This window comes from Actinacidiphila sp. bgisy160, from assembly GCF_965342435.1.
Classification (GTDB): domain Bacteria; phylum Actinomycetota; class Actinomycetes; order Streptomycetales; family Streptomycetaceae; genus Actinacidiphila.
This window is the reverse complement of record NZ_CBDRCM010000026.1, coordinates 55,272-75,055: the sequence shown is the minus strand read 5'-3', so window position 1 is coordinate 75,055 and position 19,784 is coordinate 55,272. Positions and strand designations below refer to the sequence as shown.

Sequence of the window (19,784 nt, the reverse complement as noted above, 5' to 3'; positions counted from 1 at the left end):
CACAGCGGGGATCCCGCCGTCCGGTCGTACTCCCGCAGCACGACGCGGACGACCCCAGAAGGCACGCACCACATGTCCCGCAGAGCCCCCGACCCGCGGCGGACCCCGTTCATCCGGCTCGCCGAGCGGTATGCGCGCCGCCGGTTCGGCAGGGTCCTCGACCCCGGCCGGGCGGTCGGCCGCAACCCGAAGGTACTGATGACCCGCGTCCGGTTCGAGCACGGCGTCCAGAAGTGGCACGCGCTCGAGCCGGCGCCGGCGCACCTCGCCGTCATGGCGTCCGCGGTCCGCGTCGGCTGCTCCTGGGGCGGGGACCTCGGCCACCGGAAGCCCGAGGGCCTGGGCCTGCCCATGGAGAAGGCCGGCAAGGTGCCCGTCCGGCGCGAGCACCGGGAGGACTTCACCGAGTTCGAACAGGGGGTGATGGAGTACGCCGAGGCCATGAGCGAGACCGAGCCGTTTGTCACCGACGAGATGGCCCGCGGGCTGTTCGACCGGCTCGGCGAGGCCGCCTCCGTCTGGCTCACCGCCTCGTCGCGGTGGAGGACCTGCGCTCCCGGGTCGACCCGCCCCCGGACCGGCCGGCCAGGGCTCCTCCGCGCAGTGCGCGGTGCCGCTCCTGCGTCCTGACCGCCCCGCGGTCCGGTCACGCCGCCGCGGCGCCAGCGGGGGCCGCGGCACGGGCCCGCCGGCCCTCGTACCACAGGGCCGTGCCCGTCACCAGCGCGCCGACGCCCTCCCACACACCGACCCCGAGGAAACCGGAGGGCGCCCGGCCGATCACCACGGCCGTGGTGAAGACGGTGAACGTCAGCAGCCGGAACGGGACCGTCCAGCGGAAGAAGGCGCGCCAGTCGGCGAGGGCCGCCAGAACGTAGTACACGCCCATGTTGAGCGCCGCCATCGAGGACGCGGTGAGGAAGACCAGGGTGTAGTCGCCGGCCGCGCGGTGGTCCGGCCGGTGGAAGCCGAGCAACGACAGCTGCACGGCCGGCGAGACGATGCCGACGATGCCGAGCGCCGCGGCGAGCACACCGAAGACAGCCATGGTCCAGCCGGAAAGGGAGCGGGGGAGACGCACCGGTCCTCCAAGTCCGGGGGCGGCGGCTTCGACGCCCCAACTCCCATGATCCTAGGGGATGTTCATGCCGAAGCCCGCCGCACCGGCTCCGTCTGGAGGATCACCCCGGAGGGCTCGCCGCCGGTGCTGCGGGCGAGCAGCAGCCGCACCATCTCGGCGCTGATCCGGTCCCACGGCCGGCGGAACGTGCTCAGCGGCGGCAGCGTGGCCGGCGCCGCCGGGGAGTCGTCGAAGCCGCCGGCCGCGACATCCTCCGGCACCCGCCCCGGCCGGGCCGGACTGCCGCGTGACGCCGGGGCCGTCCGCCGCGCCGGGCACATACCTCTTCGTGATCAACCGCGCCGGGGCCGAGGCGAAGGTGCCCCCGCGACGTGCCGGGCACGGAACCGCTCACCGCGGAGCGGGCCATCGGCCGGCCCGGTGTGCCGCCGGGTGCGGTCCGGGTGCTCCGGGAGGAGTCCTGACCGGGTCGGTCAGAGGCGGCGGGTCGCCAGCGTGAGGCGGTCGCGCGCGTCGAAGAGGGCGTCCTTGATCAGCTGTTCGTGGGCCGGGGTCAGCCGGGCCACCGGGACCGAGCAGCTGATGGCGTCGCGCGCGGGTGTGCGGTAGGGGACGGCCACGCCGAAGCAGCGCAGGCCCAGCGTGTTCTCCTCGCGGTCCACGGCGTAGCCCTGCTCGCGGATCTGGTGCAGCTCCGCGATCAGCTTCTCGCGGTCGGTGTGCGTGTGCTCGGTGAGCGGCTCCAGCATCTCCGGCAGCAGCTTGCGGACCTGCTCGTCGGTGTACGTGGCGAGCAGCGCCTTGCCGAGCGAGGTGGAGTGGGCCGGCAGCCGGCGTCCGACCCGGGTGAACGGCCGCAGGTAGTGCGAGGACTGACGGGTCGCCAGGTAGACGACGCTGGTGCCGTCGAGGCGGGCCAGGTGGATGGTCTCGCTGGTGTCGTCCGAGAGCCGGTCCAGAGTCGGGCGGGCCGCGGCGACGACCTCGTCGCCGTCGATGTACGAGGTGCCGACCAGCAGGGCGCGCACGCCGATGCCGTAGCGGGTGCCGGTGGCGTCGGTCTCGATCCAGCCCAGCTCCACCAGCGTGCGCAGCAGCATGTACAGGCTGGACTTGGGGTAGCCGACGGCCTCCTGCACGGCGGCCAGGCTGTGCATGCCGGGCTGCCCGGCGAAGAACTCCAGCAGCTCCACCGTCCGCACCGCGGATTTGACCTGCGCGCCGCCGTCACCTGCAGCCATCTGGAGTGGACCCCTCTTGTTCGGCCGGGACCCGCACAAGTAGGCTCCCGAGCAGATTCACAATTGCGGATGCTGTTCAGTATATCGAACGGAAGGCCTGGAGGTACCCGCTGTGCCCGTACCAGTGTGGAGCGTCGATCCCCGAACCGGGAAGCAGCGGGAGCAGGTCGCCGTCGAAGCCACCGCCGAGGAGGTCGACGCCGCGGTGCGCGCCGCCGCCGCGGCCTTCCCGGCACTGGCCGACCGTGTGGCGCGGGCCCGGCTGCTGCGCACCGCGGCCGACTTCCTCGAGGAGGCCGGCCCCCGCATCCTGGAGGCCGCCGACGCGGAGACCGCCCTCGGGCCCGCCCGCCTCACCGGCGAACTCGGGCGGACCACCTACCAGCTGCGGGCCTTCGCCGAGATCGTCGAGGAGGGCGCCTTCCTCGACGTCATCATCGACCACGCCGACGCCACGCTCGCCCCGCCCCGGCCGGACCTGCGGCGCTACAAGATCCCGCTCGGCGTCGTGGCCGTCTACTCCGCCAGCAACTTCCCGCTCGCGTTCTCCGTGCCGGGCGGCGACACCGCCAGCGCGCTCGCGGCGGGCTGCCCCGTCGTCGTCAAGGCCCACCCCGACCACCCGGCGACGAGCGAGCTGTGCGCGGACGCGCTGCGCCGTGCCGCCGTCGCGGTCGGCCTGCCCGCCGACGTCGTCTCGGTGGTCCACGGCTTCCAGGCCGGCATCGACCTGATCAAGCACCCGCTGGTCTCCGCCGCCGGGTTCACCGGATCCGTACGGGGCGGGCGCGCCCTCTTCGACGCGGCGGCGGCACGACCGGTGCCGATCCCGTTCCACGGCGAACTCGGCAGCCTCAACCCGGTCGTCATCACGCAGGCCGCGGCCGAGGAGCGCGCCGAGCAGATCGGCGCGGGGCTCGCCGGGTCGATGACGCTCGGCGTCGGCCAGTTCTGCGTCAAGCCCGGCCTCGTACTGGCCCCGGCGGGCGAGGCGGGCGACCGCCTCCTCAAGTCCCTGGCGGCCGCGGTGGGCGACGTCGCGCCCGGCACGCTGCTCGACGCCCGCATGCGGGACAACTTCATCGCGGGCGTGCGCGAACTCACAGCGCTGCCGCAGGTGGAGGCGCCGGTCGAGCCCGGCGATGGCGGCGAGCACCTGGTGCGCGCCGGCTTCGTCGCCGTCCCGGCCGCCCGGCTGGCGGAGGGCGGCGAGCACGACGCGCTGCTGGAGGAGCACTTCGGGCCGGTCACGGTCGTCGCGCGGTACGGCAGCGCGGAGGAGGTCGAGGGGGTGCTCGGACGGCTCCCCGGCAACCTCACGGCGACGGCGCACCTGAGCGAGGCCGAGGCGTCCGGCGCCGACGGCGACGGCTCCGGCGCGGAACTGCTGCGCCGGCTCACCCCGCTGGCGGGGCGCGTCGTGGTGAACGGCTGGCCCACGGGGGTCGCGGTGGCCCCGGCCATGCACCACGGGGGGCCGTACCCGGCCACGACCTCGACCTCGACGTCGGTCGGCGGCACGGCGATCGAGCGGTGGCTGCGGCCCGTCGTGTACCAGGACGCCCCGGAGGGGTTGCTCCCGGCGGAGCTGCGCGATGGCAACCCCCTGGGGTTGCCGCGCCGCTTCAACGGCCGCCGCGAGGCCTGACCGGTCTTCCCGGGGTCGGCTGTGCGGCCCGGTCGTCGTGCGCGGGTTGTCTGCGCCTGCGGCGGGCGGTTCTCCCGCCCGCCCTCCCCCCAGCCTTCGGCCGGGGCCCCGTCCGGCGCGGGTAGGTGCGGGCCTGCGCGGGGTGCGTTGGGTGGGCCGGGGTCGGGGCCTGCGGGGCCGGGCGTTCTGTACCGCATGTTCATGTGCATGGCGGGCACTCGCGCCTGGCCGCCCCGGCCGCACAAACACATACACGTCAGCGTCCAGAACGCCCACCCTCCCCCAGTCTTCGGCCGGGGGAACAGCGCGCCGTGCGCCCGGACCACCTCGCCGATCTCCGCGACCGGGTCGGTGTTGCCGGTCGTCGCCGCCTCCGCGCGCACCAGCGACACGAAGTCGATCTCCGGGCGGTCGGACAGCGCGCGACGTCCCGCGCCCTCACGGCGGCGTGGCAGGGCACCTCCAGGTCCGCCACGGTCGCGCCCGCGTCCCGCAGCCAGTCGCCGAAGGTCTGGCCGTACGGCCCGGTCACCGCGTTCAGCGGCGTGGAACCCGGCCGCGCCCCGCGGCGGATGCAGCCCTCCAGCGGCACCAGGGCCTCGCCCTGCGTGATCACGAAGGCCTGCTCCGTATGCGGCAGGCGCGGCGACTCTCCGCTCGATCGCGGCGAAGCGCTCGGCGGTCAGCGGGGGCAGGCCGAGCAGGGGTGGGACACGGCGGCGCTGATTCCTTCGTCGAGGGGGTGCAGGGCCCGAGGGTACCCACCGACTCGTAGAGTGCTGACATGGCTGTTCGCGAGGCGTCGCAGGCGCTCCACATCAAGGGCCGCATCCTGGCCGGGCCGCAGGACGTCCGGGACGAGCTCTGGGTGGTCGGCGGGCGCGTCACCTACGGGCGCCCCACCGGCCTGCGCGACCTCACCACCGTCGAGGGCTGGGTCCTGCCCGGCCTGGTCGACGCCCACTGCCACGTCGGCCTGGACCATCACGGCCCCGTCGACCCGGGCACCTCCGAGAAGCAGGCGCTCACCGACCGCGACGCGGGCACCCTGCTGCTGCGCGACGCCGGTTCGCCCTCCGACACCCGGTGGATCGACGACCGTGAGGACCTGCCGCGGATCATCCGGGCCGGCCGGCACATCGCCCGTACCCGCCGTTACATCCGCGACTACGCCTGGGAGATCGAGCCCGAGGACCTGGTCGCCTATGTCCGTCGGGAGGCCCGGCGCGGCGACGGCTGGGTCAAGCTGGTCGGCGACTGGATCGACCGCGACGCCGGCGACCTCACCGCCTGCTGGCCGCGCGGCGCCGTCGAGGCCGCCATCGCCGCCGCGCACGAGGAGGGCGCCCGCGTCACCGCCCACTGCTTCGCCGAGGACTCCCTGCGGGACCTGGTCGAGGCGGGGATCGACTGCGTCGAGCACGCCACCGGGCTGACCGAGGACACCATCCCGCTCTTCGCCGAGCACGGGGTCGCCATCGTCCCCACCCTGGTGAACATCGCGACCTTCCCGGAACTGGCGGACGGCGGCCAGGCCAAGTTCCCGCGCTGGGCCGACCACATGCGCCGGCTCCACGCCCGCCGCTACGACACCGTCCGCGCGGCCCACGACGCCGGCATCCGGATCTTCGCCGGCACCGACGCCGGCGGCTCGCTCGCCCACGGGCTCGTCGCCGGCGAGGTCGCCGAGCTCGTCACGGCCGGCCTGCCCGTCCTCGACGCGCTCTCCGCCGCCACCTGGTCCGCCCGCGAGTGGCTCGGCCGCGACGGCCTCACTGAGGGCGCCTCCGCCGACCTGGTCGTCTACCCGGACGATCCGCGCGCCGACGTCCGCGTCCTGGCCACGCCCCGGCGCATTGTGCTGCGCGGCCGCGTGGTGGGGTGACCCGGCGGTCACGGCGGAGCCACCGCAGCGGGGCGCGACCACCAGTGCGCCCGGAATGACGCTGGAGCACCGATTCGGGTGATCCTGTACGGGAACAGTCGATCCATCCCTTTCCTTCGTGCTGCGATCGGCCGTACCGGCCGACACCGCAACGGGACGGGGAGCACCATGACCAGGCAGGGACCGCAGAAGTACCCGGGGGCCTCGCGCAGGTACTGGTACCAGGACGACTACGGCGGCGACGCGATGGAGGTCAACGCCGTCGTGCTGCACACCACCGAGGGCCGCAGCGTGCCGACGTACGGGAGCGGCAGCAGCGCGCCCAACCTGACCGCGAAACCGGACTTCGAGGACGAGAAGCTGGTCTGGTACCAGCACTTCGACATCGACATCTCCTCGCGCGCCCTGGCCAACCGGCCCGGCGGGGTGGAGACCAACACCCTCAACGTGTGCCAGGTGGAGCTGGTGGGCACCTGCGACCCCGGGCGGCACGAGGACTGGGGCGCCGCCAACCGGCACGTCTACTGGCCCAAGGCCCCGCAGTGGGCACTGCGCGAACTCGCCGAGTTCCTCGCCTGGATGCACACCCATCACGGCGTGCCGCTGAAGGGGCCGAAGCTCTGGCTGCCCTACCCCCGTTCGTACGGGAACGCGGGCGGCCAGCGGATGACCGGACGGGAGTGGAACGCCTTCCGCGGGGTCTGCGGCCACCAGCACGTTCCGGAGAACTGCGTGCACCCGGACACCCCGGTGCTCCGCGCCGACCTGAGCTGGGCCCGGGCGGCCGAACTCACCGTCGGGGACGAGATCGCGTGCTTCGACGAGGAAGACGCCGAAGGCGCCGTGGACCTCGGGGGCGGGCCCGGGCGACGCCGGCTCCGCCGCGGGGTGGTGACTCGCAACGACCCGGCGCGTAAGGACGCGTACCGGGTGACCACGGCGCGGGGCGAGGTCGTCGCGACGGCCGACCATCCGTGGCTGGTGCGCCTGCCGCACGGCGACGCGTGGGTGACCAGTCGTGAACTCACCCCGCTCAAGCACCGGATCGTCGCCCTCGCCGACCGGCAGGGCACTCCCGCGGGCGGCTGGGAGGGTGCCGCGGTCGCCGACGCCACCGGTGAGGCGGAGGTGCTCGCGGTCGAGTCGCTGGGGGAGCAGCCGATCGCCTCGCTGTCGACCTCGGCCCGTACGTATGTGGCGCGTGGGCTGCTGTGCCACAACTCCCACGGGGACCCCGGCGCGCTGGACTTCGCCAAGCTGCTCGAATACGCGCGATCGCAGGTGTGACGCGCGGGAACGCCTGTGCCGCAGGTTTCGAATGCGGAGGCGAAAACCACCCTTTGGAGTGAACCGGGCCCAGGCGGGTGCCGGTTCACTCTCCGTACGTAAATCATTACGGGGTCGAGGTCGCCCGGCGGAGCGCGCTGTCCCCTTCAGCGGCGCCGTGGCGACTCCATGACCATTTGGGGGTTTTCCACTTTGTCCAGCTCTCCCTTCAGCATGCCCGCGCGCCGTCCCGCCGCCGCGCTGGGTGCCGCCGTCGCGCTGGCGGCGGGCACCCTCGCACTGGGGCCCGCCACCCCGGCCGCCGCGACCGGGGGGACCCACGGCTCGACCGGCAAGGCCGGTGCGGTCGTCCTGCGGACCGGCCTGGAGGTCTCGCTGCTCCGCGACTCCGTCGACGTGCCGCTGAATCTGACGCTCAACGAGGTGCGCGCACCCGCGAGCGCCGACGAGACCGCGCTCACGGCCACCCTCGACGGGGTCGACCACGGCAAACCGTTCAGCGTCCTGCGCGCCGAGGTCGCCACCGCCCGGGCCACCGCCGACCGCCACAAGGCGGAGGGCTACGCCAACCTCGTCAAGGCGCGCGTCAACCTGCCGGGACTGCCGTTCCTCGGGCTCATCAAGGCCGACACGCTCTCCGCGCGCGCCACGTGCGTGGCCGGCCGGAGGCCGGTCGCCGACGTCGAGCTGCCCGGCCACGTCGTCGTCCTCGGCAAGCGCGTCGCGGTCTCGGCCGACGGCACGACCCTGGTGAAGGTGCCCGGCGTGGGCGAGGTCCGCCTCGAACTCGCCAAGAAGACCGTCACCTCGCGCAGCGCCGCCGCCACCGCACTGGAACTGTCGGTGGAGGTGAACCCGCTCAAGCTCGGCGTCGCCGAGGTGAACGGCACCGTCACCCTCGCCGGGGCCACCTGCGAGACGCCCCGCCGCGGCGGACACGGCGGCGGTGGTGGGCACCAGGACGGCGGACACGGCGGCGACGACTCCGGCAGCGGCGAGGAGCCGCAGACCGGCGGTGAGTCCGAGCAGCCGTCGCAGTCCGCGCAGCCCTCACAGTCGGCCGCGCCCTCGGAGTCCGCGCGCGCCGACCAGTCCCCCCAGGCCGCGCCCGCGGCCACCGGTGACCTCGCCGAGACCGGCAGCAGCTCCATGACCCCGTATCTCGCGGGCGGTTCGGTCCTGCTGTTCGCCGCCGGGTTCCTCGTGATCCGCAGGACCCGCCGCAAGCCGGCGGCCGAGAGCGCCCGGGACTGACGAACCCGGGTGACCCCAGGGGGCGGACCAGGGGGTGAGGGGGGACGTGGAGGGCGGCGGAGTGACCGGAGCCGCCCTCCACGTGGTTCCCGCGTCGCTCCCGGCCCCTTTCGCTCGCTCATGCGCCGCCCACGCGGCCAGCAGCAGATCAAGGACAAGGGCTGGGGGATCGACATGACCACCTGGCAGTCCGACTGGCCCTCCCCGGCCGGGTTCCTGCGCCCGCTGCCGCTGCCGTCCAGCCCCAGCAACTACGCGCGGCTGGACGACCGCGAGATCAACTCCCTGAGGAACGAGGCCGACCCCGAGACCGACCGCAAGGCCGCGGACGACCGCTGGCGCACCGTCGACTCCACCGCCCAGGACCGCGGCACGCCCCTGCCCTTCCCTTACGACCGCCGCCTCAGCTATCGCTCCGACCGCCCGACCAACGCCTACGTCCACCGCCCTGGGCGGCCTCGACATCCAGGCCCTGGGCGTCAAGGGCTGAGCCGCTGGCCGGTTCCAGGTGCCGTGCGTCCTCGGCGGGGCGTCCGTGGCCGCCCGAACGGGCCGCGTGCGTGGCCATGGCGGCGTGGCATCGCAGCCGCGGCCAGGTGACCACTCGTCAGGGGCTCGGCAGCACGGGCGGGGGCGGCCTCCGGTTCGGTGACCGGGGCCCCCTGGTGCGACGTCGCGGTGAGCCCGTCGCCGGCGGCCAGCCCGCCGGGGTCGTCTCCTGGTGATCGCGCGGCAGCGCATCGTGGGCGAGCACCGTCCCGTACCCGGCGACGAGGGGAACAAGGCGCCGCGTCGCGGTGAGCCCGCAGGGCCTGCACATGGCTCGGGTGACGAATCGGCGTCAGCCGGTCAGGGCCTTGGACAGGGCGGCCGCGAAGCGGTCGGTCGTGGCGGGGTCGCGGACGGCGAGGCGGAGCCAGTCGGGGGACAGACCCGGGAAGGTGTCGGCGCGGCGGACGGCGAAGCCGAGGTCGCGCAGGCGTTCGCGGACGGCAACCGCTCCGGGGAGGCGAAGCAGGATGAAGGGGCCGCGGGCCGGGCCGGCGACCTCGACGTCGTCGAACTCGGCGAGCCGGCGCAGCAGGTGGTCGCGGTCGGCGGCGATCCGGCGGGCCGCCTCCTCGGCCTCCGCGAGGGCCGCGGGGGCGCTGCAGGCCTCGGCGGCGGTGAGGCCGGGCGCGGAGACCGCCCACAGGGGCTGGGCGCGGCGCAGCGCCGCCACACGCTCGCGGTCGCCGAGGACGTAGCCGACCCGCAGGCCCGCCAGACCCCAGGTCTTGGTGAGGCTGCGCAGCACCACCAGGCCGGGCAGGTCGCGGCGGGCGGCGAGGCTCCCGGGCTCGCCGGGCACCGCGTCCATGAACGCCTCGTCGACGACGAGGGTGCGGCCCGGCCGGGCCAGGCGGGCGAGACGGGTCGCGGGGTGCAGCACGGAGGTGGGGTTGGTCGGGTTGCCGACGACCACCAGGTCGGCGGCTTCCGGCACCGCCCACGGGTCGAGTCGGAAGCTGTCCTCCGCGCGCAGCACGACGCGGTGGACCCGGTGCCCGGCGTCCCGCAGCGCGGCCTCCGGCTCCGTGAACTGCGGGTGCACGACCACCGCGTGGCGGGCCCGCGTGGTGCGGGCCAGCAGGACGAACGCCTCCGCGGCGCCCGCCGTGAGCAGCACCTCCTCCACCGGGCGGCCGTGGCGGGCGGCGACCGCCCGGTGCGCGGCGCGGTCGTCGGGGTAGCCGGCCAGCCCGTCGAGGGTGGCCGCGAGGCGTTCCCTCAGCCACCGCGGGGGTGTGCCGGCGCGCACGTTGACGGCGAGGTCGGTGAGGTCCCCGCCGCCGTCGCGGACCTCGGCGTCGCCATGGTGCCGCAGGTCGTGGTCACCGTCGTCGGGTCCCTGCTGCGCGGCCGCGGCGTCACCTGGCGGCGCGCGCCGCACGTCGACCCCGGGACGCGCCTCGGCCCAGCCCTGCGCCTGCCGCCCGACCCGCTCCTCCAGGGCCGCGTCCGCGGGGAAGCAGGTCAGTACGACGATCCGCCGCGCGCCGAGCCGTGCGCAGCGCTCCAGTCCGGCGGGGACGTCCGGCGCCGCCGTCGTCAGGAATGCGGTCTCCACGCCCGCGTAGCCCCGGCCCTCCCACAGCAGCCGTGCGGTACGGGCCACTTCGGCGTTGTCGGCGGCTTCGGGGGAGCCCGCGCCGACCAGCAGCACCATGGTCGCCGCCCGGTCCGGCGGCGTACGGCGGCCGCCGCCCAGCGCGGCGTCGACGCGCCGCTCGAGTACGTCCTCGGGCGAGGGGTTGATCACGGTGCCGTCTCCTCCGTCGTGCCGTGCGTGCCGGGTGTGCCGGGTGTGCCGTCATCGGGCGTACGGTGCCGCGCCACGGCCGCCGTCGCCCTCGCCGTACCGTCCCCGGGGGCGGACTTCCGCTTCGGCACCAGCAGTACGCCGCCGGCGGACGCGGCGAGCGCCGCCGCCTCCGCCACGGAGGGCGTGCCGACCGCGGTCAGCGCAGCGCCCGAGGGGGTCGGCACCTCGACCGCGGCCAGCGTTCGCGCGTCGCAGGTCACCAGGGGGACGCCCAGCCGCGCCGCGGCCGTGACGAGGCCCGGCTCACCGGCCTTGGCGTCCACGGTGGCCAGCGCCGCGACGGACGCCTCGGACACCCCGGCCTCGGCGAGCACGGACCGTACGAGCGCGAGCACTTCGGCCGCCGCCACACCCCGGCCCGCCCCGACGCCGACAACGACGCTCACGGGGGCGCTCACGGGGGCGGCCACGGGGGCACGCCCGCCCCGCCCGCGCAGGAGGCGACGAACCGCCGCGCCAGGGACGGCTCGGCGGCCCAGTGGACGTGCAGATACGACGCGTGGACGCCGCCTCGCACGAAGCCCTCGACGCGCCGCTCCGGCCGGATCACGCCCCAGGCGGGTGTGTCCCCGGCGGCGGGCTCCACCACGGTGCGGTGGAACTCGTGGCCGCGCACCCGGGTCCCGGCGGCCGCCAGCGCGTTGTCGGCGATCGCGACCGCCTCGCGGTAGCCCAGCGTGAGCCGGTCCGACATGCGGGCCGTGGTGTCCAGCACCCCGCACATGGGACGTCCGTCCAGCTCCCGCCCGAGGTAGAGCAGGCCCGCGCACTCGGCCGTCACGGGCCCGGTGAAGGCGGCGACGGCCTCGCGCAGCGGCTCGTTGGCGGACAGTTCGGGGGAGTACATCTCGGGGAACCCGCCGCCTATGACGAGGCCCGCGGCGCCGGCCGGCAGGTGCTCGTCGCGCAGCGGGTCGAAGGTGACGACCTGTGCCCCCGCCGCGGTGAGCAGTTCGACGTGCTCGGCGTAGGAGAAGGTGAAAGCGGCACCGCCCGCCACCGCGACCACCGGGCGGGCGGGCGGTGCCGCCGGGCCGGCTGCCGCCTCCAGCGGGTCCCAGGGCTCGTCCGCGAGCGGGGGAGCGCTGCGCGCCAGCGCCAGCAGCGCGTCCAGGTCACAGCCCGCCCGCGCCCGGGCGGCCAGGGCCCGCACGGAGTCGACGGCGTCCGCCCGTCGCTCCGCGACCGGGACCAGACCCAGGTGCCGGGAGGGCGTGCCGACCGCCGTGTCACGCCGCAGCGCTCCCAGCACCGGCACACCCGCGCCGTCCAGGGCGTCGCGCAGCAGCTCCTCGTGCCGGTCGGAGCCGACCTTGTTGAGGATGACGCCGGCGACCCGCACCTCCGGGTCCCACGAGGCGAAGCCGTGCACCAGCGCCGCCACCGAACGGGACTGCGACGAGGCGTCCACCACCAGCACCACCGGCGCCCGCAGCAGCTTCGCCACATGGGCGGTCGAGGCCAGCTCGCCCATCCCGGAGGCGCCGTCGAAGAGCCCCATCACACCCTCCACGACGGCCAGGTCGGCCCCGCGCGCGCCGTGCAGGAACAGCGGCGCGATCCGCTCCGGGCCGCACATGTACGCGTCCAGGTTGCGGCCCGGGCGGCCGGTGGCCAGCGCGTGGTAGCCGGGGTCGATGTAGTCGGGGCCCACCTTGTGCGGGGAGACCGCGAGCCCGGCCTCGGCGAAGGCGGCCATCAGTCCCGTGGCGACGGTGGTCTTGCCGCTGCCCGAGGCCGGGGCCGCGACGACGAGCCTGGCTACCACTCGATGCCCTTCTGGCCCTTCTGGCCGGCGTCCATCGGGTGCTTCACCTTGCCCATCTCGGTGACCAGGTCCGCGAAGTCCAGCAGCGGCTGCGGGGCGTTGCGCCCGGTGATGACGACGTGCTGGGTGCCGGGGCGGTCGCGCAGCACCGAGACCACCTCGCCGGCGTCGATCCAGCCCCAGTGCAGCGGGTAGGCGAACTCGTCCAGCACGTAAAGCCGGTAGGTCTCGGCGGCCAGGTCGCGCTTGACCTGCTCCCAGCCCTCGCGGGCGGCGTCCTCGCTCTCGGAGATGTCGCGCTGCACCCAGGACCAGCCCTCGCCCATCTTGTGCCAGGCGACGGTGCCACCCTCGCCGGACGCGCCGAGCACGCGCAGCGCCCGCTCCTCGCCGACCTTCCACTTGGCGGACTTGACGAACTGGAACACCCCGACCGGCCAGCCCTGGTTCCAGGCCCGCAGCGCCAGCCCGAAGGCGGCCGTCGACTTCCCCTTGCCGGTGCCGGTGTGCACCATCACCAGCGGCCGGTTGCGGCGCTGACGGGTCGTGAGGCCGTCCTGCGGCACGACGCCCGGCTGTCCCTGCGGCATTACGCGGCCCTCCGTACATCCCGTACCAGTGCCGCGACGCGGTCCGCGCGCAGCTCGTCCAATGTCACCGCGGCACCCCGCAGTTCGCGGGCCAGCTCGCCCGCGAGCCCCAGCCGTACCGGCCCGGACTCGCAGTCGACGACCACCGAGGCGGTGCCCCCCGCCGCCAGCAGCCGTGCGGCCCGCGCGGCGGTGCGCACCGGCTCGGTGCCGCCGGTCGCCCGTCCGTCGGTGACCACGACCAGCAGCGGGCGGCGCGAGGCGTCCCGCAGCCGCTCCACGCGCAGCACGTCGTGCGCCTTCAGCAGCCCGGCGGCCAGCGGGGTGCGGCCGCCGGTCGGCAGCCTCTCCAGGCGTGCCGCGCCCGCGTCGACCGAGGAGGTCGGCGGCAGCGCCAGCTCCGCGGCCGCGCCGCGGAAGGTGATGAGCCCGACCTTGTCGCGCCGCTGGTAGGCGTCGAGCAGCAGCGACAGCACCGCGCCCTTGACCGCCCTCATGCGCTGACGGGCGGCCATCGAACCCGAGGCGTCGACGAGGAAGAGCACGAGGTTGCCCTCGCGGCCCTCGCGGACCGCCTCGCGCAGGTCGTCCCGGCGGATCACCAGGCCCGGGCCGCCGCGTCCGCGCGCCCGCTGGTGCGGCGCGGCGGCGTGCACGGTGGCGGCCAGGTGCAGCTTGGACAGGGTGCCGTGGGGCCGCCGGGCGCCGGTCGTCCTGCCGTGCGCGGTACGGGCCCGGGAGCGGCGGCCGGCGGCGCCCTCGCCGAGTCCGGGAACGGTCAGGGCGCGGGCCTTGAACGGCTCGGCAGCGGGCACCGCGGCCCGTTCCCCGGCGTCCGGCGCGGCGTCCGCGCCCTCCGCCTGGGGTCCGGACTCCGCCGGCTCCCTGGGCGGGGCGATGTCCGGGGTGCCGTCGTCGCCCCCAGGCGGGCGGCCGCCGCCGTCGGGACCGTCGCCGTCGGGGCCGGGATCCGGGTCCGGGTCGTCGTCCTGGCCGCGGTTGCGCTCCAGGGTCTCGTCGAGCTTGTCCTGGTCCAGGCCCGGCGCGTCGAAGGGGTTGCGGCGGCGCCGGTGCGGCAGCGCGAGCAGCGCGGCCTGCCGCACGTCGGCGTCGGTCACGTCGCCGCGCCCGGCCCAGGCCGCGAGCGCGGTCGCCGCGCGCGCCATGACGATGTCCGCGCGCATCCCGTCCACCTCGAAGGCCGCGCAGGTCGCCGCGATCTGCCGGAGCACGCCGTCCCCGAGCCGCACCGAGGGCAGCAGCGCCCGCGCGGCCGCGATCCGCTCCCGCAGCTCCCGCTCTTCCGCCTGCCAGGCGGCGGCGAAGCCCGCCGGGTCCGCGTCGTAGGCCAGGCGCCGCCGTACGACCTCCACCCGCTCGTCCGTCTCCCGCGACGCCGCGACCTCCACCGTGAGGCCGAAGCGGTCGAGCAACTGCGGCCGCAGCTCGCCCTCTTCGGGGTTCATCGTGCCGACGAGGAGGAAACGCGCGGCGTGGCGCACCGAGACGCCCTCCCGCTCGACGTAGGACGCGCCCATGGCGGCCGCGTCCAGCAGCAGGTCCACCAGATGGTCGTGGAGGAGGTTGACCTCGTCCACGTAGAGCACGCCGCGGTGCGCGTCGGCCAGCAGCCCCGGCTCGAAGGCCTTCACGCCCTCCGCCAGGGCCCGTTCGATGTCCAGGGCGCCGACGAGCCGGTCCTCGGACGCGCCGACCGGCAGCTCCACCATGCGCGCCGGCCGGCTCTCCGCGCCGGCGTCCGGCCCGTGCGGCCCGTCGGGGCACGCGGGATCCGGCGCCGCCGGGTCGCAGCCGAAGCGGCAGCCGGGCACGACGTCCACGGGTGGCAGCAGCGCCGACAACGCCCGTACGGCGGTCGACTTGGCGGTGCCCTTCTCGCCGCGCACCAGCACACCGCCCACCGCCGGGCTGACCGCGTTCAGCAGCAGCGCCAGCCGCAGGTCCGCCATCCCGACGATCGCGGTGAAGGGGTAAGGGGTGCTCACGCGGCCTCCTGGGGCGAACGGTCGTTGCGGCGGTCATTGCGGACGGCCCGGCTCCGGTCCGTCGACGGGGTGCTCACGGCGCTCCCGGTGGAACGAAGGGCAGCCCCGCAGGGGGGCCCTGCTCGATCAGGCGGAGCAGGGCACCGGTGTCGGCGTGCTCCTCGATCAGATCGCCCAGCCGGTCCAGTTGCTCCTCGCGGAGCGCGCCGAAGGAGGTGCCGGGGGCGGGCACGAAGCGGCGTCCCGCGGCTCGCGCGACGCGGCGCAGGAAGGCGCGGCGGAAGCCGTCGCTCTCCAGCGAGCCGTGCCAGTGGGTGCCCCAGACCGCCCCGGTGCGGCAGCCGTCGAGGAAGGGCTCGTCGCCGCCGTGGACGTCGGCGACGCCGTGGTGGATCTCGTACCCCTCGACCGGTTCGCCATAAGCCTTTCCGGCAGGCCGGGCCAGGGTCTTCCCGACGGCGAAGCGGACCCGCACCGGCAGCAGCCCGAGTCCGCGGACCGTGCCCGCCCGCGACTCCACGTCGTCCTCGATCGTCTCGGCGAGCATCTGGAAGCCACCGCAGACGCCCAGCACCGGGCGGCCCTCGGCGGCCCTGCGGACGACCGCGTCGGCCAGGCCCCGCCGCCGCAGCCACTCCAGGGCCTTGACCGTGCCGCGGGTGCCGGGCAGCACGACGAGGTCGGCGTCGGCGAGTTCCTCCGGCCGGTCGACGAAGCGGACGACGACGCCGGGCTCAGCGGCGAGCGCGTCCACGTCGGTGAAGTTCGACATCAGCGGGACCGCCGCCACGGCCACCCGCAGGACGTCCTCCCCGTGCGGCGGCGCCGTGCCCGACTCCCGGATGGTGCCGCGCAGCGACATGCGCAGCCCGTCCTCCTCGTCGATGCCGAGGCCGTGCCGGAACGGCAGCACCCCGTAGAAGCGGCGCCCGGTCAGGCCGTGCAGCATCTCCAGTCCAGGCTCCAGCAGGGACACGTCGCCGCGGAACTTGTTGACCAGGTAGCCGCAGACCAGCTCCTGGTCCTCGGGGGCGAGCAGTGCCGTCGTGCCGAAGAACGAGGCGAAGACCCCGCCCCGGTCGATGTCGCCGACCACGACCACCGGGAGCCGGGCGGCCCGCGCCAGGCCCATGTTGACGATGTCGCCCCGCCGCAGGTTGATCTCGGCCGGGCTGCCGGCGCCCTCGCAGATCACCGCGTCGTACCGGCCGCGCAGCTGCTCCAGGCAGTCCGTGACGGTCCGCAGCAGCTCCGCGCGGCTCCCGTCGTGGTAGCCGCGCGCGCTCATCTCGCCCACCGGGCGCCCCAACAGTACGACCTGGCTCGTGCGGTCGCCGCCGGGCTTGAGCAGCACCGGGTTCATCAGGGCCGACGGCTCCACGCGCGCCGCCTGGGCCTGCATCGCCTGGGCGCGGCCGATCTCGGCGCCCTCGCGCGTCACGTACGAGTTCAGCGACATGTTCTGCGCCTTGAACGGCGCCACGGACACACCCTGCCGCGCCAGCCACCGGCAGATCCCCGCCGTGACGACGCTCTTGCCGGCGTCCGACGTCGTCCCGGCGACCAGCAGGCCCCCGCCCCTCATGCGTCCCTCCTCCGACTCCGGGCGACCGCGCCCCACGCCAGGCGTCCGCCCACCGCGACGGCCAGCGCCAGTGCGCCGACCCGCCGCGACAACCGCGCCGCCCGTTCGATGTCCCGTACCTCCACCGGCCGGTTCCCCGCCCCCAGCACGGGCCGGTGCTCCACCCGCCCGCCATAGGCAAGCGTCCCCCCGAGGCGTACGCCCAACGCCCCCGCGAACGTGGCCTCCACCGGCCCCGCGTTCGGGCTGGGATGCCGGGAGCCGTCCCCGCGCCAGGTACGCCACGCCCCTCGGGGGTCGGGGCCGGCCAGCACGGCGAGGATGGCGGTCAACCGGGCGCCGGGGTAGCCGGCCACGTCGTCCAGCCGGGCCGCCGCCCAGCCGAACCGCCGGTGCCGCGGCGACTTGTGACCGACCATCGCGTCGAGGGTGTTGACGGCCCGGAAGCCCACCAGCCCAGGCACGCCGCCCAGCGCGCCCCACACCAGTGCGCCCACGACGGCGTCCGAGGTGTTCTCCGCGACGGACTCCACGACCGCCCGTGCCAGCTGGTCCTCGTCCAGAGCCTGCGGGTCGCGGCCGCACAGATGGGGCAGCCGCTCGCGCGCCGCCCGGATGTCCCCGGCGGACAGGGCGGCGCCGATCGCGCGCGCCTCCCGTACCAGGGAGGTCCCGCCGAGCACGGCCCAGGTCGCCGCCGCCGTCAGGGCGACGGAGGCGGGGCCGGAAGGGCGTGCCACGCGCTGCAGCCCGGCCGCGGCCGCCATCGCGCCGCCCGCACACAGCGCCGTGTGGAGGGCGCCCCGGCCGCGGTGGTCGCGCCACAACGCGCGCTCCAGCCCGGCGGCGGCGCTGCCGAACAGCGCCACGGGGTGACCGCGGCGCGGGTCGGCGAGGGCGAGGTCGGCGAGCCAGCCGAGGGTGGTACCGGTGGCGAACGCGCACGCCGCGGCGGCGCCGGTGTCGGGTGAACGGCCGGGGCCGCGCATCACAGGAGTCCTCACTCAGGGTCCGCGCCCTGGTTCGACGTGACCGGCGACGAGAGTCTCCTGGCTCCCGGATCGGCGGCACCCCCGGCCTTCCAGCCCTGCGTTCGGGCCGTGGCCATGGGCGGGGGTCCGCTCCCCGGTGACAGTGGCGGGACCGCGCCGGATTCGCACCGGACTTCCTCTCCTGCCGCCGTTGGCGGTTCCGATACCACCACGCGCCGCTCCGGCCCGTCAACTCACCGCGACGGTCTGTGGAAAAGAGGAAACCCCAGCTCACGGCCGGAAAGCCGGGAGCTGAGGTCAACTTCACACCGCGGTGCGCGCGGAGGTGCGGGTCAGGCGACGATCAGGTAGATCCCGTACGCGACCGCCGCCGCGCACAGCGCGAAGCACAGGTAAGCGCCGGTGCGGGCCACGGCCGGGCCGCCGGCGGAGGTACCCGCCTCGCCGCCGTCCGCGGTGGCCTGCTTGGACAGGCCCACGATGCCGAGGGTGAACAGGCCGACGAGTCCGACGGTCACGGCGAGGCTGACGCCGAAGACGGAGCCGAGGGCAGCCCAGTCGATGTGCATGATGCTGGTTCCTTCCGGTGCCGGTGCGGCGCCGCCGTCAGGCGGAGGCCTGGGCGGGGTCGGCGTCGACGGTGGCGGCGGCCGTGAGACCGGGGGGCGGCGGGATCACCGCGGCGATGGCCGTGGTGATGACGCCCGGCTCCGCGGCGGTGCCGTGGGCCTCGGCCTCGTTGACGTTGGTGTGGTCGACGGGCTTGCGGCGCGAGGCGATCCAGATCGCGGTGCAGGCCGCGAGCGCCAGGACGGCGACCGCGGTGACGCCCAGGTCTCCCTGGTCGGCCAGGAGCGCGGCGGCCGCCGCGACCAGGCCGGCGGCCGGAAGGGTGAGCGCCCATGCGGCGGACATGCGACCCGCGGTGCTCCAGCGGACGACGCCGCCCTTGCGGCCGACACCGGCGCCCATGACGGAACCGGAGCAGACCTGTGTGGTGGACAGCGAGAAGCCGAGGTGCGAGGAGGCCAGGATGACGGTGGCGGCGCCGGTCTGGGCGGCGAAGCCCTGCGGCGGCTGGATGTCGGTGATGCCCTTGCCCATGGTGCGGATGATCCGCCAGCCGCCGATGAAGGTGCCGAGGGCGATGGCCATGCCCGCCGACACGATGACCCACAGCGGCGGGTCGGAGTCGGGGGCGACGACATTGCCCGCGATCAGGGCGAGGGTGATGACACCCATGGTCTTCTGTGCGTCGTTGGTGCCGTGCGCGAGGGAGACCAGACCGGCCGAGGCGATCTGTCCGGCCCGGTAGCCCTTGGCGGTGGCGGCGGGGTCGGCGTTGCGGCCGATGCGGTACGTCAGCCGGGTCGCCAGCATGGCGGCGATGCCGGCGACCACCGGGGCGCAGACGGCCGGGATCAGGACCTTCATGACGACCGCGTCACCGTTGATCGAGCCCCAGCCCGACGAGGCGACGGAGGCGCCGATGAGGCCGCCGAACAGGGCGTGGGAGGAACTGGAGGGAAGGCCCGCCAGCCAGGTCAGCAGGTTCCAGACGATCGCGCCGACGAGCCCCGCGAAGATCACCTCGGGCCTGATGCCCGCGGTCTCGTCGAGGATGCCGCCGGAGATCGTCTTCGCCACCTCCACGGAGAGGAAGGCGCCGACGAGATTGAGCACGGCGGACATGGCCACCGCCGTCTTGGGCTTGAGCGCGCCAGTGGAGATGGTGGTCGCCATCGCATTGGCGGTGTCGTGGAAACCGTTCGTGAAGTCGAACACGAGTGCGGTAATGATCACGATTCCGATCAGGAGCGTGATGTGTTCCATTGACCCAGGCATTCGTTCGATCGGACAGTGGCGGTGGCGACCGTACGGAGTCCGGATGAACGGAAGGTGAACGAGGGGAGGCGCGGCGGTGCCAGTGCGCGCGGGGGGTGCGGGGCGGGCTGCACTTCGCCCGGTATTCAACGCTTCTGTGCCTTTTACCGCGCCTTTCTGGTGCGGCGGAAGAGATCCTGGTCACGGGGGTCGGACGCGGTGGATCCCACGCTGGTGCGTCTCGCGCCCGAAGGGCGC

The 19,784-nt window shown here is 75.1% G+C and carries 17 protein-coding genes, 3 pseudogenes and 1 riboswitch; of the genes and pseudogenes, 6 read left to right on the top strand and 14 right to left on the bottom strand.

Going from position 1 to position 19,784, the window contains the following annotated elements:
- Positions 1-72 precede the first annotated feature (72 nt).
- Positions 73-630, top strand: coding sequence for a carboxymuconolactone decarboxylase family protein (locus ACRWNP_RS21145; RefSeq protein ID WP_431963617.1), 558 nt, complete (start codon positions 73-75; stop codon positions 628-630).
- 16 nt (positions 631-646) lie between these two features.
- On the opposite strand, the gene ACRWNP_RS21140 is transcribed toward ACRWNP_RS21145, so the two are convergent.
- From ACRWNP_RS21140 to ACRWNP_RS21130, 3 genes and pseudogenes are all read right to left on the bottom strand, one after another.
- Positions 647-1,048, bottom strand: coding sequence for a hypothetical protein (locus ACRWNP_RS21140; protein ID WP_431963615.1), 402 nt, complete (start codon positions 1,046-1,048; stop codon positions 647-649).
- A 95-nt stretch (positions 1,049-1,143) separates the two neighbouring features.
- A pseudogene (locus tag ACRWNP_RS21135) lies at positions 1,144-1,344 on the bottom strand (substrate-binding domain-containing protein); the annotation flags it as partial.
- A gap of 210 nt (positions 1,345-1,554) precedes the next feature.
- On the bottom strand, positions 1,555-2,322 hold the full coding sequence (locus tag ACRWNP_RS21130) for an IclR family transcriptional regulator (protein WP_431963613.1): 768 nt from the start codon (positions 2,320-2,322) through the stop codon (positions 1,555-1,557).
- 112 nt (positions 2,323-2,434) lie between these two features.
- Here ACRWNP_RS21130 and ACRWNP_RS21125 point away from each other — a divergent pair, with 112 nt between their 5' ends.
- Positions 2,435-3,970 carry an aldehyde dehydrogenase (NADP(+)) gene (locus ACRWNP_RS21125; protein WP_431963611.1) on the top strand — a complete coding sequence of 512 codons (1,536 nt, stop codon included), beginning with the start codon at positions 2,435-2,437 and terminating at the stop codon, positions 3,968-3,970.
- A 299-nt stretch (positions 3,971-4,269) separates the two neighbouring features.
- On the opposite strand, the pseudogene ACRWNP_RS21120 reads toward ACRWNP_RS21125, so the two are convergent.
- Positions 4,270-4,674: pseudogene (locus ACRWNP_RS21120) on the bottom strand (alanine--glyoxylate aminotransferase family protein); the annotation flags it as partial.
- An 80-nt stretch (positions 4,675-4,754) separates the two neighbouring features.
- Between ACRWNP_RS21120 and ACRWNP_RS21115 the strand changes: the two are divergent.
- From ACRWNP_RS21115 to ACRWNP_RS21100, 4 genes are all read left to right on the top strand, one after another.
- Positions 4,755-5,855, top strand: a complete 1,101-nt coding sequence (locus ACRWNP_RS21115; RefSeq protein ID WP_431963609.1) for an amidohydrolase family protein — start codon at positions 4,755-4,757, stop codon at positions 5,853-5,855.
- 168 nt (positions 5,856-6,023) lie between these two features.
- Positions 6,024-7,142, top strand: a complete 1,119-nt coding sequence (locus ACRWNP_RS21110; protein ID WP_431963607.1) for a Hint domain-containing protein — start codon at positions 6,024-6,026, stop codon at positions 7,140-7,142.
- A 213-nt stretch (positions 7,143-7,355) separates the two neighbouring features.
- Positions 7,356-8,396: an SCO1860 family LAETG-anchored protein gene (locus ACRWNP_RS21105; RefSeq protein WP_431963605.1), complete on the top strand. Its 1,041-nt coding sequence runs from the start codon at positions 7,356-7,358 to the stop codon at positions 8,394-8,396.
- Between the two features lie 120 nt (positions 8,397-8,516).
- Complete coding sequence (locus ACRWNP_RS21100) at positions 8,517-8,996, top strand: hypothetical protein (RefSeq protein ID WP_431963603.1); 480 nt, start codon at positions 8,517-8,519, stop codon at positions 8,994-8,996.
- A 241-nt stretch (positions 8,997-9,237) separates the two neighbouring features.
- Here ACRWNP_RS21100 and cobC read toward each other — a convergent pair whose 3' ends face one another.
- The 10 genes and pseudogenes from cobC to ACRWNP_RS21050 all read right to left on the bottom strand — a co-directional run bounded on the left by cobC (position 9,238) and on the right by ACRWNP_RS21050 (position 19,535).
- Positions 9,238-10,263 (bottom strand): Rv2231c family pyridoxal phosphate-dependent protein CobC, encoded by a 1,026-nt coding sequence (cobC, locus tag ACRWNP_RS21095; RefSeq protein ID WP_431963662.1) that lies wholly within the window; start codon positions 10,261-10,263, stop codon positions 9,238-9,240.
- A 108-nt stretch (positions 10,264-10,371) separates the two neighbouring features.
- Positions 10,372-10,605: pseudogene (locus ACRWNP_RS21090) on the bottom strand (CbiX/SirB N-terminal domain-containing protein); the annotation flags it as partial.
- 89 nt (positions 10,606-10,694) lie between these two features.
- Positions 10,695-11,147, bottom strand: a complete 453-nt coding sequence (locus ACRWNP_RS21085) for a cobalamin biosynthesis protein (protein WP_431963601.1) — start codon at positions 11,145-11,147, stop codon at positions 10,695-10,697.
- An 8-nt stretch (positions 11,148-11,155) separates the two neighbouring features.
- Positions 11,156-12,529: a cobyrinate a,c-diamide synthase gene (locus ACRWNP_RS21080; RefSeq protein ID WP_431963599.1), complete on the bottom strand. Its 1,374-nt coding sequence runs from the start codon at positions 12,527-12,529 to the stop codon at positions 11,156-11,158.
- Entirely contained in the window at positions 12,523-13,119 is a 597-nt protein-coding gene (gene cobO / locus ACRWNP_RS21075; RefSeq protein ID WP_431963597.1) for a cob(I)yrinic acid a,c-diamide adenosyltransferase, read from the bottom strand. Before cobO ends, ACRWNP_RS21080 begins: the two co-directional genes overlap by 7 nt.
- The gene (locus ACRWNP_RS21070) at positions 13,119-15,125 is read right to left on the bottom strand and encodes a putative cobaltochelatase (RefSeq protein WP_431963595.1); all 2,007 of its coding nucleotides are present in this window, start codon (positions 15,123-15,125) and stop codon (positions 13,119-13,121) included. Before ACRWNP_RS21070 ends, cobO begins: the two co-directional genes overlap by 1 nt.
- Positions 15,126-15,198: 73 nt before the next feature.
- Positions 15,199-16,710, bottom strand: coding sequence for a cobyric acid synthase (locus ACRWNP_RS21065; RefSeq protein WP_431963593.1), 1,512 nt, complete (start codon positions 16,708-16,710; stop codon positions 15,199-15,201).
- Entirely contained in the window at positions 16,707-17,699 is a 993-nt protein-coding gene (locus ACRWNP_RS21060) for a cobalamin biosynthesis protein (protein WP_431963591.1), read from the bottom strand. Before ACRWNP_RS21060 ends, ACRWNP_RS21065 begins: the two co-directional genes overlap by 4 nt.
- Before the next feature lie 54 nt (positions 17,700-17,753).
- Positions 17,754-17,880, bottom strand: a riboswitch (cobalamin riboswitch).
- 154 nt (positions 17,881-18,034) lie between these two features.
- Positions 18,035-18,271: a hypothetical protein gene (locus tag ACRWNP_RS21055; protein WP_431963589.1), complete on the bottom strand. Its 237-nt coding sequence runs from the start codon at positions 18,269-18,271 to the stop codon at positions 18,035-18,037.
- A gap of 37 nt (positions 18,272-18,308) precedes the next feature.
- Positions 18,309-19,535, bottom strand: a complete 1,227-nt coding sequence (locus ACRWNP_RS21050; protein ID WP_431963587.1) for an inorganic phosphate transporter — start codon at positions 19,533-19,535, stop codon at positions 18,309-18,311.
- Positions 19,536-19,784: the final 249 nt, after the last annotated feature.

Coding starts and splice junctions, on each gene's coding strand:
- ACRWNP_RS21060 (WP_431963591.1), bottom strand. CDS start 17,699: ATGCGCGGCCCCGGCCGTTCACCCGACACCGGCGCCGCCGCGGCGTGC.
- ACRWNP_RS21100 (WP_431963603.1), top strand. CDS start 8,517: ATGCGCCGCCCACGCGGCCAGCAGCAGATCAAGGACAAGGGCTGGGGG.
- ACRWNP_RS21145 (WP_431963617.1), top strand. CDS start 73: ATGTCCCGCAGAGCCCCCGACCCGCGGCGGACCCCGTTCATCCGGCTC.
- cobO (WP_431963597.1), bottom strand. CDS start 13,119: ATGCCGCAGGGACAGCCGGGCGTCGTGCCGCAGGACGGCCTCACGACC.
- ACRWNP_RS21140 (WP_431963615.1), bottom strand. CDS start 1,048: ATGGCTGTCTTCGGTGTGCTCGCCGCGGCGCTCGGCATCGTCGGCATC.
- ACRWNP_RS21110 (WP_431963607.1), top strand. CDS start 6,024: ATGACCAGGCAGGGACCGCAGAAGTACCCGGGGGCCTCGCGCAGGTAC.
- ACRWNP_RS21055 (WP_431963589.1), bottom strand. CDS start 18,271: ATGCACATCGACTGGGCTGCCCTCGGCTCCGTCTTCGGCGTCAGCCTC.
- ACRWNP_RS21105 (WP_431963605.1), top strand. CDS start 7,356: ATGCCCGCGCGCCGTCCCGCCGCCGCGCTGGGTGCCGCCGTCGCGCTG.
- ACRWNP_RS21130 (WP_431963613.1), bottom strand. CDS start 2,322: ATGGCTGCAGGTGACGGCGGCGCGCAGGTCAAATCCGCGGTGCGGACG.
- ACRWNP_RS21115 (WP_431963609.1), top strand. CDS start 4,755: ATGGCTGTTCGCGAGGCGTCGCAGGCGCTCCACATCAAGGGCCGCATC.
- ACRWNP_RS21050 (WP_431963587.1), bottom strand. CDS start 19,535: ATGGAACACATCACGCTCCTGATCGGAATCGTGATCATTACCGCACTC.
- ACRWNP_RS21065 (WP_431963593.1), bottom strand. CDS start 16,710: ATGAGGGGCGGGGGCCTGCTGGTCGCCGGGACGACGTCGGACGCCGGC.